Here is a 15,080-nt window from a genome sequence, read left to right on the forward strand (position 1 = left end):
CGCGACGCTACTTTTCGAGACGCTCCCTCAGCAGCTCCAGCGCGTGAGCGTAGCCCTGCAGGCCCTCGCCGGTGACGGTGGCGAAGCAAGCCAGGCGCGCATAGCTCACCTGGCGGAAGTCTTCGCGGGTCTCGACGGCGCTAATGTGTACCTCCACGGCGGGGATGGCGACGGCTTTGAGGGCGTCGAGGATGGCCACGCTCGTATGCGTGTAGGCCGCCGGGTTGATGACGATGCCGTCGACCTTGCCGTAGGCCTCCTGGATCTTGTCGACGATGCTGCCCTCGTGGTTGGACTGGAAGACCTCGACATCGTCAAAGCCCTGCGCGGCGCCTGCCTCCTGGCAGATCTGGACCAGGCGGTCATAGTTGTCGCTGCCGTAGATGCCCGGCTCGCGAATGCCGAGCATGTTGAGGTTGGGACCGTTGATGACGAGTGCTTTCATGGTTGCTTCCTTTGTGGTCTGGTTGGTGGAGGGGCTTGCTGTCTGCGGCGTTTGCCCAGATAAAACCTGCCAAAATAAACCTGTCCCTTTTTGGCAGGTTTTAGAGGGTGTCGAGGACGGCGCGTGCGGTGTTGGCGGCGCAGTCGCGTGAGTCGATGATGTGGTCGGCCCAGGCGCGGTAACGCGGCATGCGCTGCTCGGCGAGCTTTTCGATGCCGTCGCGGGCGGTGATGGGGCGACCCTTGTGGGCGAGCTCCTCGAGCTTGCGGTTGAGCATCACGATCTGGCTGTTTTGGTGCAGCAGCGGATAGTTCTCGTCGCGCGTGACCACGCCGCCGCCGGTGGAGAGCACCAGGCCACTGCGCTTGGAGATGTCGGCCAGCGCCGCCGTCTCCTGCTCGCGGAAGGCTGCCTCGCCGCGCTCGACGATAAAGTCGGCGCAGGGCATGCCGAGGCGCTCCTCGAGCGCGCGGTCCAAGTCGATGTGCTCGCGGCCCGTGAGCTGGGCGATCTGCTCGCCCACGCGGGTCTTGCCCGAGCCCGGCATGCCGATGAGCGCAATGTTCTGCTCGCGGCGGGACAGGCGCTCCGTCACATCCAGGATGCGCTCGCGCGGTGTAATCTGACCAGTGTAGCGCTCAACAGCCTGTGCCGCTTGGGCCACGAGCATCAGCAGGCCGCCGATGCAGGGGATGCCGCGGCGCTCGGCCTCGAGCATGAGTCCCGTGCGGGCGGGATTGTAGACAATGTCGATGACACCCTCGAGCGCATCGAGCCCTTCGAGCGTGCAGGGCGCGTCGGGGCAGTGGGGAAACATGCCAGCAGGCGTGCAGTTGACGAGCAGCGTCGCGTCGGACTGCTGTGCGATGTTATCGTAGTTGACCTCGCTCGTGCGGCCGACAGGCACAACGACGGCGCCCAGGTCACCGAGCACCATGCTGGCCGTGGTGCCGGCACCGCCGGTGGCACCGAGCACGAGGACCTTCTTGCCGGCAACCTCTACGCCCAACTCCTCGACCAGGCACTGAAACCCAAAGTAGTCGGTGTTGTCGCCGCGCAGGCGGCCGTCGGGTAGGCGCGTGATGGTGTTGACGTTGCCCATGCGCTCGGCCAGGGGACTCAGCTCGTCCAGGTATTCCATGACGGCGCGCTTGTAGGGGATGGTCACGTTGGTGCCTTCCCATTCGTCACCCGTCATAAAAGCCTCGAGATCCTCGGGCTCGCGCTCAAAGCGCACATACTCCAGCCCTGCGAGCTCCTTGTAGATGGTCGGGGTGTAGCTGTGGCCCAGCACGCGGCCCAGCACGCCGTAGGGACGGGTTGCGGCGGTATCGGTCATCTAAAGCACCTCCGTGTAGCTGCCAAAGTAGGTGAAACTCTCGCACACGTCGTCAATCGAGTCGAGCAAGTCGTCGAGGGCCTTGCTGCCAAAGGGGCAGTCCAGGTCAAAGTAGAACATAAACTCAAAGTCGTGCCCGGGGATGGGGCGGCTCTCGAGCTTGATGAGGTTGATGTTGAGCGCGTAGAAGCGCTCGAGCACGCGGTAGAGGGCACCCGGTTCGTTGGCCGTGGTGATCATGAGCGAAGTACGGTTGGCACCGGGATAGACGCGCGGCTCGCGGCTGATGACGACAAAGCGCGTGTAGTTATTGTCCGAGTCCTGGATATTGGGCTCCAGCACCTCCAGACCGTAGAGCGCGGCGCAGCTGCGCGAGGCGATAGCGGCGACATCGGTGCGCTCGGAGTTGGCGACCATCTCGGCCGACATAGCAGTGTTGGGGTACTTGGTGGCGTGCAGGCCGTGGGCCTCGATAAAGCCGGCGCACTGGGCGATGGCCTGGCCATGGCTGTAGACCTCGCGCACGTCGGCGAGCTTGGTGCCGGGCTTGACGAGCAGGTTGTGATCGATCTTGAGGCGCAGCGAACGCACGATATGGAAGTCGAACTGTGCGAGAAGATCGTAGACGGCGTTGACCGAGCCGGCGGTTGAGTTTTCGATGGGCAGCACGCCAAACTCGCAGAAGCCGTCGCGTACGGCGCGCATAACGCCCTCAAAGGTCTCAAAGAACGCAATATCGGGCACGTCGAAGAGCTTGCACGCGGCTATCTGGCTGTAGGCGCCCTCGACGCCCTGGCAGGCAACGCTGGCCGTCTGGGGAAAGGGCGTGTCAAAGGCTGCGGCCGTGGCATGGGCCTTTTGCGACACCGTGATGCCCTTGAGCTCGTTGATGTAGCGCTGCTGCTCGGCCTTGCTCATGCTCATGAGGAGGCGGAACAGGGTAATGGTCTGGGCCTCGTAGCGCTCGGGTGCTCGGCTGGCGAGGTTTCTGAGTTTGGAGCGCTCGCGGGCGGGGTCGAAGACGGCCTTGCCCATCTCGATCTTTGATTTGGCAACCTCGGTGGCAATGTCCATGCGCTCGACAAAGCTGTTGAGCAAGGCGGTATCGATGCCATCGATGGCCTGGCGAATATCGGCAAGGTCCATGGAGACCCCTTTCGTGAATCGTTGCCTAGGGTAGTTAATTTGGGACGGGGCTTTTTTAGCTACCCTTTGACTGGTGGCGAATCGATGGGTGCCGGGGCAAATACTCACTGGCATATGGGGGTAGCTAAAAAAGCCCCGTCCCAAATTAGCTACCCTCGGGGTGGGTGGGCTAAAGCTGGGCGGCGTCTTCTAGGAGGGCGTCCCAGATGGCGAGCGCTGCGGCTGCTTCGGCTACGGGGACGGCGCGCGGGACAATGCAGGGATCGTGGCGGCCGTGGACCGAGAGTTCGGCATTTTCCATGGCATCCATGTCCACGGTCTGCTGCTCGCGACCGATGGAGGGCGTCGGCTTTACGGCCATCCGCCACATGACGGGTGCGCCGGTGGAGATGCCGCCCAGGATGCCGCCGGCGTTGTTGGACTCGACCGCAATCTCGCCGGTCTCGGCATCAACGCGATACGGGTCGTTGTTCTCGCTGCCGCGCATGGCGGCCACGGCAAAGCCCATGCCAAACTCCACGCCCTTTACGGCGGGGATGCCAAAGGCGATTTGCGCGATGCGGTTCTCGATGCCGTTGAACATGGGGTCGCCGATGCCCGCAGGCAGGCCGTAGATGCCGCACTCCACGATGCCACCGATGCTATCAAGCTCGTCGCGTGCGGCGAGAATCTCCTCGCGCATGCGGCCGGCTGCGGCGGCGTCAATGCACGGCAGATCGTTCGTAAGGATCGCCTTGCGGTCGGCCTCGCGATAGACCATGTCGTCCATGGGCAGGTCGGAGATGCCGCCGATCTGCGCGACGTGCGCCATCACCTTGATGCCGCGGGCCTCGAGCGCCTGCAGCGCAATGCCGCCGGCGATGCACAAGGGTGCCGTCAGGCGGCCGGAGAAGTGCCCGCCGCCGGCGACATCGTGCATGTTGTGGTATTTCACGCGCGCGGGGTAGTCCGCATGCCCCGGGCGGGGCTTGCGGCGCAGCTCGGAATAGTCCTTGGAGCGCGTGTTGGTGTTCTCGATAATCGCGGCTATAGGTGCGCCGGTGGTGTGCCCATCGACCACACCGGCAATGATGTGCGCGGCGTCGGCCTCGCGGCGCTTGGTCGCGGTCTCGTCGCGACCGGGGGCGCGACGGTCCAAAAAGGCCTGAAGCTGCTCCTGGTCAACGGCGATACCTGCCGGAATGCCGTCGAGCGAGCAGCCGATGGCGGGGGAGTGCGACTGGCCGAAGATGCTTAAGTGCAAAACGTTGCCAAAGGTCGAGGACATGCTACTCCTCCTCGAGCGTGACCTTGCCGCCCAGCAGGCGGTAGTGGTCAAAGAAATCGGGATAGGACTTGTTGACAGCCTCGGCGCCGTGAATTACGACCTCTCCGGTGGCACGGCTTGCAGCGATGGCGGCCATCATGGCGATGCGGTGGTCGTTGTGCGAATCGACCTCGCCGCCGGTAAAGGCGTCGACGCCCTTGATGATGAGGTCGTCACCGGCAATGCGCACCTGCGCGCCCAGCGCGGTGAGCTCACGGGTGGTGGTAGCCAAGCGATCGGATTCCTTAATGCGTAGGCGGGCGCAATCGCGGATGAACGTGCGGCCTTGTGCCAGCGATGCCACGGCAGAGATAACGGGCACCAGGTCGGGGATGTCGTGCGCGCTCATCTCAAAGCCTGCGAGCTTATCGGACTGCACGGTGGCGGCGTTGGTGGAGCGCACGATGCGGGCGCCAAAGCGCGAGAGCGCGGCAAGCACGTTGCGGTCGCCCTGGGCGGAGCTCAGCGACACGCCCTCCACGGTGATGGGGTCGGAGCCGATGGCGCCGGCGCACAGCCAAAAGGCGGCGTTGGACCAGTCGCCCTCGACAGCCACGCTGCCGGGCGTGCGGTACGAGCCGCTGCTTACGCGGAAGTTCGTGACCTCGGGCTTGCCATTCTTGGCGGGGATGCGCTCGACGTTGACCTCGACGCCGAAGGCCTTCATGGCCTGGATGGTCAGGTTGATATAGGGACGGCTCTCGATAAGGCCGGTCACCTGCACGCAGGAGGGCTGGGCCAGCAGCGGGGCCGCCAGCAGCAAGCCGGAGATGTACTGTGAGCTCACATTGCCCGGCAGGATAAACGTGCCCGGGCGCATGCGGCCACTTGTCTTGAGCGGAAAACCGCCCAGGCCCTGCAGGTCGCAGCCAGCGGCGATGATCTCGTCGGAGAGCGGGGAGAGCGGGCGGGCGCCCAGACGGCCCTGGCCCACAAACGTGGCCTCTGCCCCCAGCGCGCAGGCGACGGGCAGCATAAAGCGGAGCGTGGAGCCGCTCTCGCCGCAGTCGAGCGTGCCGCCGGCAAGTGCCTTGAGCAGGCCGAACTCAATACTCTTCATAGTGGGATGGACTTGGAAGCCATCCTCGACGGTCTCGATGCGGGCGCCGAGCGCCGTGAGGCAGCGCACCGTGGCCTCGATATCGGCGCAGGTGGTGTTGCAGGTCACATGCGTCTCTCCGTTGGCAAGGGCGGCGCAGATGATGAGGCGGTGCGCCATCGACTTGGACGCGATGGCGGGGACGGTGCCCTTGAGTGGGGACGGAGTGATGCGGGCTAGCATGCGGAGGCGTCTCCCTTCTGGCCGAGGCCCTCGGCAATTAAATCATGAAAGGCGGAAAGCGGCGTGCGGTCGATGCTGCAGCGGCCAATGCCGTGCGGAATCACCAGGTCGATGGTGTCACCCGCACGTTTTTTGTCGTGCAGCGCCTCGGTAAAGACGGCGTCGGCCGAAAGCTCGCAGCGGGTCTTAAGCCCGTGGCGGGCGCAGAGCTCCTCGATGCGGCCGGGCAGCTCGGCGTCGCAAATGCCGTGCAGGGCTGCGGCGCGCGTGATGATGCCCATGCCGATCGACACGCAGTTGCCATGTCCCAGCTCAAAGTGCTCGCAGGCCTCGACAGCGTGTCCGGCGCTGTGTCCAAAGTTGAGCAGCTTGCGCTGGTTGGTCTCGCGCTCATCGGCGACAACCACGGCGCGCTTGATGTCGATATTGCGGGCGATGATGAGCGCCACGCGGGCCACGTCCCGGTTGAGGAGCTCCAGCGTGAGCGGGGTCTTCTCCAACTCGGTGAAAAGCTCGGGGTCGGCGATCACGGCGTGTTTGACGACCTCTCCGCAGCCGTCGGCAAACTGCTCGGGCGTGAGGGTGGCGAGACACCCCACGTCGGCAATAACCACACTCGGCTGCCAAAAGGCGCCGGCCAGGTTTTTGCCGGCTGCTAGGTCGATGGCCGTCTTGCCGCCCACCGACGAATCAACCATAGCGAGCAGGCTCGTGGGCATCTGCACAAATTTACAGCCGCGCATGTAGGTGGCGGCAACAAAGCCAGCCACGTCGCCTACAACGCCGCCGCCGAGTGCCACGATCACGTCGGAGCGCGAAAGCTCGTGCTCGGCCACAAACTCCAGGATGGCAATGTAGGTCTCGGCGCGCTTGTGGGCCTCGCCGGCCTCGAAGGTGCAGACACTCACCGTATAGCCCGCAGCCTCCAGGCTCTGCTTAACGGGCATTTGGTAGAGCGGACCCACGTTGGTGTCTGTCACAATGACGGCGCGCGATCCGCCGGCGGTGGCGCGCACGAGCGGGCCCGCCTGCTCCAGCAAAAACGTGCCGACGTGCACCTGGTAGGGGCGTGCGGTGTCGATATCGATGGTAATCGCCATAAGCTTTGGTCCTTTCGACCTGGCGTGATAGGTGGTCTAGTGGGTGGCCTCGTCGTCGAGCGCGCGCTTGATGCGGTCGCCCTCGGCAAGGAGATTCTCAAGATAACGCTGGTCGCGGTCCTTGAGCGCACGGCTGTAGGCGCCAAGCGACTCGATCAGATGGTCGATTTCGAAGGCGAGCGCGTCGGCGTCGTCGATCATGAGCTCGGACCACATCTGGGGGTTGAGGTGCGCCACGCGGGTAAGGTCGCGGTAGCTACCGGCCGAAAAGCCGTGGTGAACCTGGGCAGTCGGGCTTTTGACGTAGGCGTTTGAGACGACGTGCGCGAGCTGGCTCGTAAAGGCGATCACGCGGTCGTGCTCGGCGGCGGTGGTCACGCTGAACTTGCCAAACCCTAAGGGGCGCACCATTTCGCGCACCTGGCCTAAAAGCTCCAGTTTGAGCGCATCGTCCACTGCAGGCGGCACGAGCACGAGTGGCGCGCCCTGGAACAGGTCGGCACGGGAGTGAGCGTAGCCCGAGTACTGGGTGCCCGCCATGGGGTGCGCGCCCACAAAGTAAAACCCGTACTCGCGGGCGAGTTCGAAGGCACGCTCGCACACGATGCCCTTCACGCCCACGGTGTCAATCACCACGGGCCCCATGATGGCCTCGGTATCGGTGGCGTCGGCGAGTGCCTGGGCGTGCGCCTCGAGCCATTCGATGCAGGCCTCGGGGTAACAGGCAAGCACGATGATGTCGCACTCGCCGAGCGTCTCGTCGTTGATCTCGCCGGCGACGGTGCCCATGCTGGCGGCCGTCATGACGTCATCGTCGGGGTCCCAGGCCAGCACGCGGACGCCCGCCTGCGCATAGCCGCGGGCAAAGCTGCCGCCGATCAGACCCAGGCCCACAATGCCGGCGCATTTGGGGCCGCCCTGGTTAACGCGTGCGTTTCTTACCGTACCCATGGGCTACTCCATGGTCTCTTGGCAGACAACCTCGCGGATGGCGCGGATACGGCGCATGGTGTCGTCGAACTGGTCGGGGGTGAGGGCCTGAGCGCCGTCGGACCACGCGCGGCTAGGCTCGTCGTGGACCTCGATTTCCAGGCCGTTGGCGCCGCAGGCGGTCGCGGCGAGCGCCATGGGTTCAACGTAGCGGGTGTAGCCGGTGGCGTGGCTGGGGTCGGCCACGACGGGCAGGTGCGACAGGTGGTGCAGCACCGGCACGGCGTTGAGGTCGAAGGTGTTACGGGTGCGGGTCTCGAAGGTGCGAATGCCGCGCTCGCACAGGATGACGTTATCGTTGCCCTCGCTCATGATGTACTCGGCAGCCATGAGCAGCTCGTCGATCGTGCCGGACATGCCGCGCTTGAGCAGAATCGGGGTCTGGGTCTTGCCGACCTCCTTGAGCAGGGGGAAGTTCTGGGCGTTGCGGGCGCCGATCTGCATGACGTCAATCTTTTTATCCAAGAAGACCTGCACGTCGCGCGGGTCCATGATCTCGGTGACGATCGGCATGTCGAGCTCGGCCGATGCCTCGCATAGCAGGTCCAGGCCGGCGGGGCCCATGCCCTGGTAGGCGTAAGGGGAGGTGCGGGGCTTGTAGGCACCGCCACGCAGCATGGTGGCGCCGGCGGCCTTTACGCGGCGGGCGATGCGAATGAGGTTTTCGCCCTCGACGGAACAGGGTCCGGCGATGACCTGGAACTGGTCGCCGCCGATCTTGATGCCGTGGCCGCAGTCGATGACGGAGTCCTCGGGGTGGAACTTGCGGTTGGCACGCTTGAACGGCTCGGAGACGCGCTGCACACGCTCGACGACGTCCATGGACTCGAGCAGGAACGGGTCGATCTTGGTCGTATCGCCCACCAGGCCGATGATGGTCTCGTTCTCGCCGCGCGACACGTCGGTTTTGAGACCCTTCTTCTCAATCCAGCTGACGATGTGGCCGATGGCCTCATCGCTGGCGCTCTGCTTTAAAATTGCAATCATGGTGTGCCTCTCACCTCGATGGATAACCCTTGCAAAAACGGCCCGCAGTGCGAGCCGTATCATATGGTGCATGAGAGTTTATACTAATTATTTCACTTTTTCGTCCTAAAGTGAGCCGTTGCGCTTCGTCTCCCACGTAATTGCAAAGCTTTTTCTGTTATGTTGTTAGCTCATGGCGCACTTGGGTATAATCCCAACCGTTGGCCCTATTAGCTCAGGGGATTAGAGCGTCTGCCTCCGGAGCAGAAGGCCGTTGGTTCGAATCCAACATGGGGCACCATAGAGAGCAAGGCCGTCCGAACCTCGTATGGTCCGGGCGGTTTTCTTATACCGATGCGACGTGATGGGACGTGGTATGGCAACGACGGATATCGAGCGCGGACTTTCGACCGCCGAGGTCGAGGAGCGTATTGCCGCCGGCAAGATCAACCGCAACATGGAGCTCAAGACCAAATCGGTTCGTGAGCTTATCATTGAAAATCTCTGCACGCTGTTCAATCTGATCAACGTGGTTTTAGCGATTTTGGTCATTATGACCGGATCGTTTAAGAACCTGACGTTCCTGTTCGTGGTGTTCCTCAACACCGCCATCGGTGTTATCCAGTCCATGCGCTCCAAAAAGATGGTCGACAAGCTCACGCTCCTCACTTCAAAGAAGGCCATCGCGGTGCGCGATGGCGCCGAGGTGGAGCTCGACTTGGACCAGATCGTGCTCGACGACATCATTCGTCTGGGGCGCGGGGACCAGATACCTGCCGACGCCGTGGTGGTATCGGGCGAGGCGCTCGTTAACGAAAGTCTGCTGACGGGCGAGAGCGACCTTATTAAGAAGCAGCCCGGCTCCGACCTCATGAGTGGCAGCTTTATCGACTCGGGCCTGCTGCGCGCCCGTGTGATCCATGTCGGCGCCGACAACTACGTGGCCAAGATTAACAACGAGGCCAAGTACGTCAAAAAGGTCAATTCCGAGATCATGAACGCGCTCAACGCCATCGTGCGCTTTGCGAGCGTCATCATGATTCCGCTTGGTCTGGCCTTGTTCGCCTCGAGTGTAAGTGGGTTGTGGGACGCCGCCGGTACCCCGGGCGATAACGCGCTTTCGTGGTGCTTTTCCGAGCTGCTGGCCGGTCGCGTGCCTTCGTCGGCGCTGCTGTCCACGGTGGGTGCTCTTTTGGGCATGATTCCGCAGGGCCTGGTGCTGCTGACCTCGTCGGTGCTTGCCATCGCGACGGTACGCCTGGCACGTCGCAAGGTACTCGCGCAACAGCTCTATTGCATCGAGACGCTCGCGCGCGTCGACGTACTGTGCCTGGATAAGACCGGCACCATCACGTCGGGTCGCATGGAGGTCGAGGGCACCTATCCGTTGCCCGTTGAGGGCGTGGGCTTGGCCTCGGACGAGGCACCTGTCACCGTCGATACTACTGTGCTCGATTTTGCGCTTGCCAATGTCGCGCGCGCGACCTCGGCCGATGCCAATGAGACCTGCCAGGCGCTGCTCAACTACTACGCCGACCGCCCGGTCGAGGTGTCCGAGCCGCTGTCGGTCATTCCGTTTTCGTCCTCCAAAAAGTGGAGCGGCGCCTCGTTTGCGCAGGGCTCCTATGTGATGGGCGCGGCGCAATTTGTGCTTTCGGAGCGTATCTTTGCGCAGGTCGAAAATCGTGTGGCCGAGCTTGCCGACACCTGCCGCGTGCTCGTGGTGGCCCGTGTGGACGGCTTTACGCCCGATGGCGATATGGTGGGCGAGGCCGAGCCCGTGGGCTTTGTGACCATTCGCGATGAGATTCGCACTTCGGCCGCCGAGACCATCGGCTACTTTAATGAGCAGGGTGTGACCCTCAACGTGATCAGTGGCGACGACCCGCGTACGGTGTCGTCGATCGCACGCGTGGTGGGCGTGCCGGGGGCGGACGCTTATGTGGACGCCACGACACTCGATACGCCGTCCAAGATTGATGCGGCGGTGGACCGCTATCACGTCTTTGGCCGCGTGACCCCGCAGCAGAAGCGCGAGCTCGTGCAGGCGCTCAAGCGTCGCGGCCATACCGTTGCCATGACGGGCGACGGCGTCAACGATGTGCTGGCGCTCAAAGAGGCCGACTGCTCCGTGGCCATGGCCGCCGGTTCCGATGCCGCACGCAACGTGGCCGAGATCGTGCTGGTCGATAACGACTTTGCCTCGATGCCCGCCGTGGTGGCCGAGGGCCGTCGCTCCATCAACAACCTGCAGCGTTCGGCCTCGCTGTTCCTGACCAAGACGCTGTTCTCGATGGGCCTGGCGGCACTGTGCATCGCGCTGCCGCCGTATCCCTTTGAGCCTATCCAGATGACGCTTATTAACTTCTTCTGCATCGGCGCGCCGGGCTTTGTGCTGGGCCTTGAGCCCAACAATGCACGCGTGAAGGGGTCATTCTTGACCAACGTGCTCAAGCGCGCGCTGCCGGCGTCGGTTGCAGTCATTTTGGCCGCGGCGCTCGACATCTTTGTGGCGCGCGTGTTTGGCTTTAGCCAGCTCACGCTGTCGACGATGTGCCTTCTCACGTCGTGTGCGGCAAGCGTGAGCCTGATCTGGCGTATCTCGCAGCCGCTCACACCCTTGCGCGTGATGCTCTTTGTATTTGTCGTCGTCGGCATCTTGGTGGGCGTTATCGGATTTCCCGAGCTGCTGTCTATCGCCAACTTGTCGATGGGCGAGGCAATTATCCTTTTGGTGATTGTGGTCTTTACTTGCAGCGTGTTCTTTAAACTCGCCACGATGATGGATTCGCTTAAGCCGCGTCGCCGTCATGCCGCCACTGGCTTTGGCCGCGGCGTGCGCGTTCGCTTGGGCCGCGGTGGCGGCAAGGTGAGCTCGACGGGCTCGACGGCCGAGCGTTTTGCCAAGCGCGTCGCCGCCGACATGGCGCAGCGCCGCGAGGAGCGTACGGCTCGCGAGGCCGAGGCCCGAGCGCTCGAGGGCGTGGAAAAGACCCAGCCCAAGAAAAAGAAGGGCGCGGGCGCCAAGCGCTCGCGTGTGACCAAGTCCGCGCAGGGCATTAAGGTTTCGATGCCGAGCAAAAAGAAGAAGTAACCGCACCTCACAGGGTAGCTAATTTGGGACGGGGCTTTTTTAGCTACCCGGCTGATGACGCGATCTATTTGGCCGATTGGCGGCCAGGGCAGCTAAAAAGCCCCGTCCCAAATTAGCTACCCTGCGATGTTGAATTGGTGCCCTGTGCCTTTAGGGGCGTAGCGATGTTATGCTCTAACCTCGATTGTTCGAATGATTCCGAAAAGAGGATGCCGTGATTTGCCCGCATTGTCTCAAGACCATAGAGGACGGCTCCTCGTTCTGCCCCTATTGCAATACCTATGTTGGCCCGGGCGATGGCCCCGAGCACACCGAGTTTGTGTTCTGCGAAGGCTGCGGTGCCCGTCTGTCGCCTCATGACCGTACCTGTTCCAAGTGCGGGCGCCCTGCCCCGGGCATTCTCTCCGAGGATGCGGCAGCATCCGACCTGGCTGCTGGGCGCACGGCTGGTTTTCCCCGCCTGACGCAGGAGCAGATCGATACCGAGGTGCCCCATGCGCCGGCCTCTGCCGCCGCGGTACTTTCCGATGCCGCCGATCCCAATGAGACCTGCGTGCTGCCGGCTTTCGACAGGGATTTTGGCATTCCCAAGGTCGATATCCCGCTGCCGGTGTCCCTTCGTGACGACGCTCAGTCCAAAAATCAAAAACCCAAGCGCAAGGTGCATCCTGACGAGGATGCCTACCACAAGCACAAGCGCCGTATTCCCAAGCCGCTCATCGTCATCGCGTTGCTCGCTGCCGTGTGCGGCAGTGCCTATTGGTTTGTGACGTCGGACCCCATGGGCGTTATGCCGGGCTTTTACGACCAGTTTGGCCAGGCCGCCAAGACGACGTTCCCCTCGCGCCAGAAGGGCGAGGCTACCGAGGAAGAGACCAAGTCCGACGATACCGCCGAGGTGGTCCAGGAGGAGACCGTCCTTTCCGACGACCAGCTCTATACCAAGCTCGACGGTCTGTATCAGACCATCGTGTCGTATGGCGACGATGATCAGATCGGCGAGGTTGTCGACTCGTTTAACAGCGGGTACCTGCGCACGCCGCTCTCCACGCGTCAGGAGCTGTCGCAGAGCGCTTATGCCCTGCGCGACCAGATCAATAATACCCAAGACGAGCTCAACAACCTTAAGGTGCAAGATGATACCGTCTACGCGGAGGATATCGAGCACCTCAAGCAGCTTGCCGAGTGGATGTACGAGCGCGTCGACATGATCTGCCAGAGCTGGGATATCTCGCTGTCCATTCCCGATGGCGAGTCGCTGAGCGCACGCCAGAGTGAAATCTTGGCGCCCATCGCACAGGGCGGCAACAGCGCCCTTAACCAGTACGATGCCAATGTGAGCGCCTGGAAGCCGCAGCCGCGTTCGTAATTTGTTGCCCTCCGACGGCATAACCTGCGTGCGCAATTGATGGAAGCCTGTGCTTATTGCTACAATTCGTACAAATATGCTTTAAACGCACGAGGAAGGAACCACATGTTTGGTTTTAAGAAAGAGCTCTATACGCCCGAGTACCAGCTCGCTGGTGACGAGTGTGCGATCATCGAGACGTCGAAGGGTACGATCAAGGTCAAATTTGACGGCGAGGGCGCTCCCATCCATGTGGCGAACTTCTGCGAGCTTTCCACCATGGGCTTTTATGACGGCCTTAAGTTTCACCGCTATGTGCCCGGCTTTGTGATCCAGGGCGGCGACCCCAATACCCGCGATATGTCCGGCGCTGACGTCGCCGCCGGCCTTGAGGGCCCCGACGGTATGCCCGGCACCGGTGGCCCCGGCTACTGCATCAAGGGAGAGTTTGCCACCAACCCGCGCAACAGCCATGTGGACGGTGCGCTTGCCATGGCACGTTCCATGGATCCCGATTCCGCGGGCTCCCAGTTCTACTTCTGCCTGGGTGCCCAGCACAATCTGGATTCCGGTTACACCGTCTTTGGTACCACGGTCGAGGGCCTCGACGTGATTTCGCAGCTGCGTGCCGGCGACGAGATCGTCCATGTCGAGATCGTTCACGAGTAAAAGGGGACTTCCTTGAATAGCCAGTTGATTCAACAGGGTCGAGCCGCTTATCGTGCGGGCGACTTTTCCGCTGCCGCTCAGATGCTCGGTGCGGCAAAGACCCCCAGCGAGATCATGGGCGAGGCCGACCATCTGCGTGGCAACGCTCTGATGCACCTGGGTATGTATGCCGAGGCTGCCGAGGCGTACGCGGCTGCCCTCAACGACGGCACCTATGGAAAGCGCGGCGCGCTGCTCACCAACCGCGGCAAGGCGCTCGCTGCCGTGGGTGACTATGTGACCGCAGCCCAGGCGTTCTCCGCCGCAACGCAGGATGCTTCCTATGCCACGCCGTTTAAGGCCTATCTGGGTCTTGGCAACGCGCTGTTCCAGTCGGGCGATTTCGCCAATGCAGGTACTGCCTTCCGCCAGGCCGCCATCGATGGCGCCAATCCAGCCCCCGCGGCCGCCCTTGGCGAACTCGGCCGCTGCTTCATCAAACTTGGCCGACCGGCGGACGCCGTGGAGACCTACCGCACGGCCATCGACTTTGCCGGTCCGCGCGATGACACGCGTGCGCTTAACGCGGGTATGGGCGAGGCGCTTTCTGCCGCGGGTCGTCCTTCCGAGGCGCTCGATGCCTTTAATGCCGCCACCGCCGACGGCATCTATCAGCTCACGCCCGAGCAGGCCGATGAGCTTGCCCGCGTGCACGATTCACTTGCCGCGCTTTCGGCCCAGACCGCCATGGCCACGGCCCCGGCGCCCGCCATGGATACGACTGCTGTCGATTCGCTCGATCCCACGGGTGCCACTGGCCAGTTTATGCCCGATCCGTCCGACACGGGCTTCTTTACGCTGTCCGAGTCCGAGATGGTCCAGCAGGATCGTCAGGACCGCAAGCAGGCCAAGGTCCGTCGTCGCCATCGCCATACGGGCCTCAAGGTCTTCCTGGTTTTGCTTCTGCTGATTGTTCTTGCCGCGGGCGGTTTGGGCTTTGCCTACACGCGCGGCATGGGTATTCCCTCGCAGGAGTCCGTCATCACCGATCTGTTCCAGGCTGCCGGCGACGGTGATACCGCCAAGGCCGAGTCCTGCCTGGCCTCCAGCCTGTCCGAGGACGCCAAGGCGATGATTATCTCCTCGATCCCGCAGGGCGCCACCGTCTCCATCGAGGGCATGGATCAGTCCATGACCGAGACCACCGCGAAGGTGAAGGCTTCCCTGTCCAAGGGCGGCGAGCAGGAATATACCGTCAAATTCGTGCGCTCCGACAACCATATCGGCTGGGCGGTATCTTCGCTCGACATCGATTTCTCGGCCGCTGACAACCAGTAGTGACCTTATGAGATTTGGCGCTGCCCGGTGCTTCACCGCAAGTGAGGTGCCGGGCTTGCGCTAGTATGATGGGCTAGT

The 15,080-nt window shown here is 62.9% G+C and carries 12 protein-coding genes and 1 tRNA gene; 5 read left to right on the forward strand and 8 right to left on the reverse strand.

Annotation, left to right across the window (positions count from 1 at the left end; genetic code table 11):
- Nucleotides 1–7: 7 nt before the first annotated feature.
- The 8 genes from aroQ to aroF all read right to left on the reverse strand — a co-directional run bounded on the left by aroQ (nucleotide 8) and on the right by aroF (nucleotide 8,595).
- Nucleotides 8–445, reverse strand: coding sequence for a type II 3-dehydroquinate dehydratase (gene aroQ, locus ACTQV4_RS05250; protein WP_441569435.1), 438 nt, complete (start codon nucleotides 443–445; stop codon nucleotides 8–10).
- A 100-nt stretch (nucleotides 446–545) separates the two neighbouring features.
- Nucleotides 546–1,784 (reverse strand): shikimate kinase, encoded by a 1,239-nt coding sequence (locus ACTQV4_RS05255; protein WP_441569436.1) that lies wholly within the window; start codon nucleotides 1,782–1,784, stop codon nucleotides 546–548.
- Entirely contained in the window at nucleotides 1,785–2,930 is a 1,146-nt protein-coding gene (gene pheA, locus ACTQV4_RS05260) for a prephenate dehydratase (RefSeq protein ID WP_441569437.1), read from the reverse strand.
- 169 nt (nucleotides 2,931–3,099) lie between these two features.
- Complete coding sequence (aroC, locus tag ACTQV4_RS05265; RefSeq protein WP_441569438.1) at nucleotides 3,100–4,197, reverse strand: chorismate synthase; 1,098 nt, start codon at nucleotides 4,195–4,197, stop codon at nucleotides 3,100–3,102.
- A 1-nt stretch (nucleotide 4,198) separates the two neighbouring features.
- Nucleotides 4,199–5,518, reverse strand: coding sequence for a 3-phosphoshikimate 1-carboxyvinyltransferase (gene aroA / locus ACTQV4_RS05270; RefSeq protein ID WP_441054287.1), 1,320 nt, complete (start codon nucleotides 5,516–5,518; stop codon nucleotides 4,199–4,201).
- On the reverse strand, nucleotides 5,512–6,618 hold the full coding sequence (aroB, locus tag ACTQV4_RS05275; protein WP_441569439.1) for a 3-dehydroquinate synthase: 1,107 nt from the start codon (nucleotides 6,616–6,618) through the stop codon (nucleotides 5,512–5,514). Before aroB ends, aroA begins: the two co-directional genes overlap by 7 nt.
- 36 nt (nucleotides 6,619–6,654) lie before the next feature.
- On the reverse strand, nucleotides 6,655–7,569 hold the full coding sequence (locus tag ACTQV4_RS05280; protein ID WP_441569440.1) for a prephenate dehydrogenase: 915 nt from the start codon (nucleotides 7,567–7,569) through the stop codon (nucleotides 6,655–6,657).
- Nucleotides 7,570–7,572: 3 nt separating this feature from the next.
- Entirely contained in the window at nucleotides 7,573–8,595 is a 1,023-nt protein-coding gene (gene aroF, locus ACTQV4_RS05285; RefSeq protein WP_427794404.1) for a 3-deoxy-7-phosphoheptulonate synthase, read from the reverse strand.
- 203 nt (nucleotides 8,596–8,798) lie between these two features.
- Between aroF and ACTQV4_RS05290 the strand changes: the two genes are divergently transcribed.
- The 5 genes from ACTQV4_RS05290 to ACTQV4_RS05310 all read left to right on the forward strand — a co-directional run bounded on the left by ACTQV4_RS05290 (nucleotide 8,799) and on the right by ACTQV4_RS05310 (nucleotide 15,002).
- A tRNA-Arg gene (locus tag ACTQV4_RS05290) sits at nucleotides 8,799–8,875 on the forward strand.
- A gap of 75 nt (nucleotides 8,876–8,950) precedes the next feature.
- A complete protein-coding gene (locus ACTQV4_RS05295) occupies nucleotides 8,951–11,668 on the forward strand; it encodes an HAD-IC family P-type ATPase (protein WP_441569441.1) in 2,718 nt (905 codons plus the stop codon).
- 214 nt (nucleotides 11,669–11,882) lie between these two features.
- The gene (locus ACTQV4_RS05300) at nucleotides 11,883–13,037 is read left to right on the forward strand and encodes a zinc ribbon domain-containing protein (RefSeq protein WP_441569442.1); all 1,155 of its coding nucleotides are present in this window, start codon (nucleotides 11,883–11,885) and stop codon (nucleotides 13,035–13,037) included.
- A gap of 105 nt (nucleotides 13,038–13,142) precedes the next feature.
- Complete coding sequence (locus tag ACTQV4_RS05305) at nucleotides 13,143–13,685, forward strand: peptidylprolyl isomerase (RefSeq protein ID WP_154516178.1); 543 nt, start codon at nucleotides 13,143–13,145, stop codon at nucleotides 13,683–13,685.
- Nucleotides 13,686–13,697: 12 nt separating this feature from the next.
- Nucleotides 13,698–15,002 carry a tetratricopeptide repeat protein gene (locus ACTQV4_RS05310; RefSeq protein WP_427726917.1) on the forward strand — a complete coding sequence of 435 codons (1,305 nt, stop codon included), beginning with the start codon at nucleotides 13,698–13,700 and terminating at the stop codon, nucleotides 15,000–15,002.
- The last annotated feature ends 78 nt before the right edge of the window (nucleotides 15,003–15,080 follow it).

Origin of the sequence: Collinsella sp. LCP19S3_B11 (genome assembly GCF_052121915.1) — a bacterium.
Lineage (GTDB): Bacteria > Actinomycetota > Coriobacteriia > Coriobacteriales > Coriobacteriaceae > Collinsella.

What these genes read in the sequence shown, in the direction of transcription:
- aroQ (WP_441569435.1), bottom strand. Translation starts at nt 445, where the DNA reads ATGAAAGCACTCGTCATCAACGGTCCCAACCTCAACATGCTCGGCATT.
- aroC (WP_441569438.1), bottom strand. Translation starts at nt 4,197, where the DNA reads ATGTCCTCGACCTTTGGCAACGTTTTGCACTTAAGCATCTTCGGCCAG.
- aroF (WP_427794404.1), bottom strand. Translation starts at nt 8,595, where the DNA reads ATGATTGCAATTTTAAAGCAGAGCGCCAGCGATGAGGCCATCGGCCAC.
- aroA (WP_441054287.1), bottom strand. Translation starts at nt 5,518, where the DNA reads ATGCTAGCCCGCATCACTCCGTCCCCACTCAAGGGCACCGTCCCCGCC.
- aroB (WP_441569439.1), bottom strand. Translation starts at nt 6,618, where the DNA reads ATGGCGATTACCATCGATATCGACACCGCACGCCCCTACCAGGTGCAC.
- ACTQV4_RS05255 (WP_441569436.1), bottom strand. Translation starts at nt 1,784, where the DNA reads ATGACCGATACCGCCGCAACCCGTCCCTACGGCGTGCTGGGCCGCGTG.
- ACTQV4_RS05280 (WP_441569440.1), bottom strand. Translation starts at nt 7,569, where the DNA reads ATGGGTACGGTAAGAAACGCACGCGTTAACCAGGGCGGCCCCAAATGC.
- pheA (WP_441569437.1), bottom strand. Translation starts at nt 2,930, where the DNA reads ATGGACCTTGCCGATATTCGCCAGGCCATCGATGGCATCGATACCGCC.
- ACTQV4_RS05305 (WP_154516178.1), top strand. Translation starts at nt 13,143, where the DNA reads ATGTTTGGTTTTAAGAAAGAGCTCTATACGCCCGAGTACCAGCTCGCT.
- ACTQV4_RS05295 (WP_441569441.1), top strand. Translation starts at nt 8,951, where the DNA reads ATGGCAACGACGGATATCGAGCGCGGACTTTCGACCGCCGAGGTCGAG.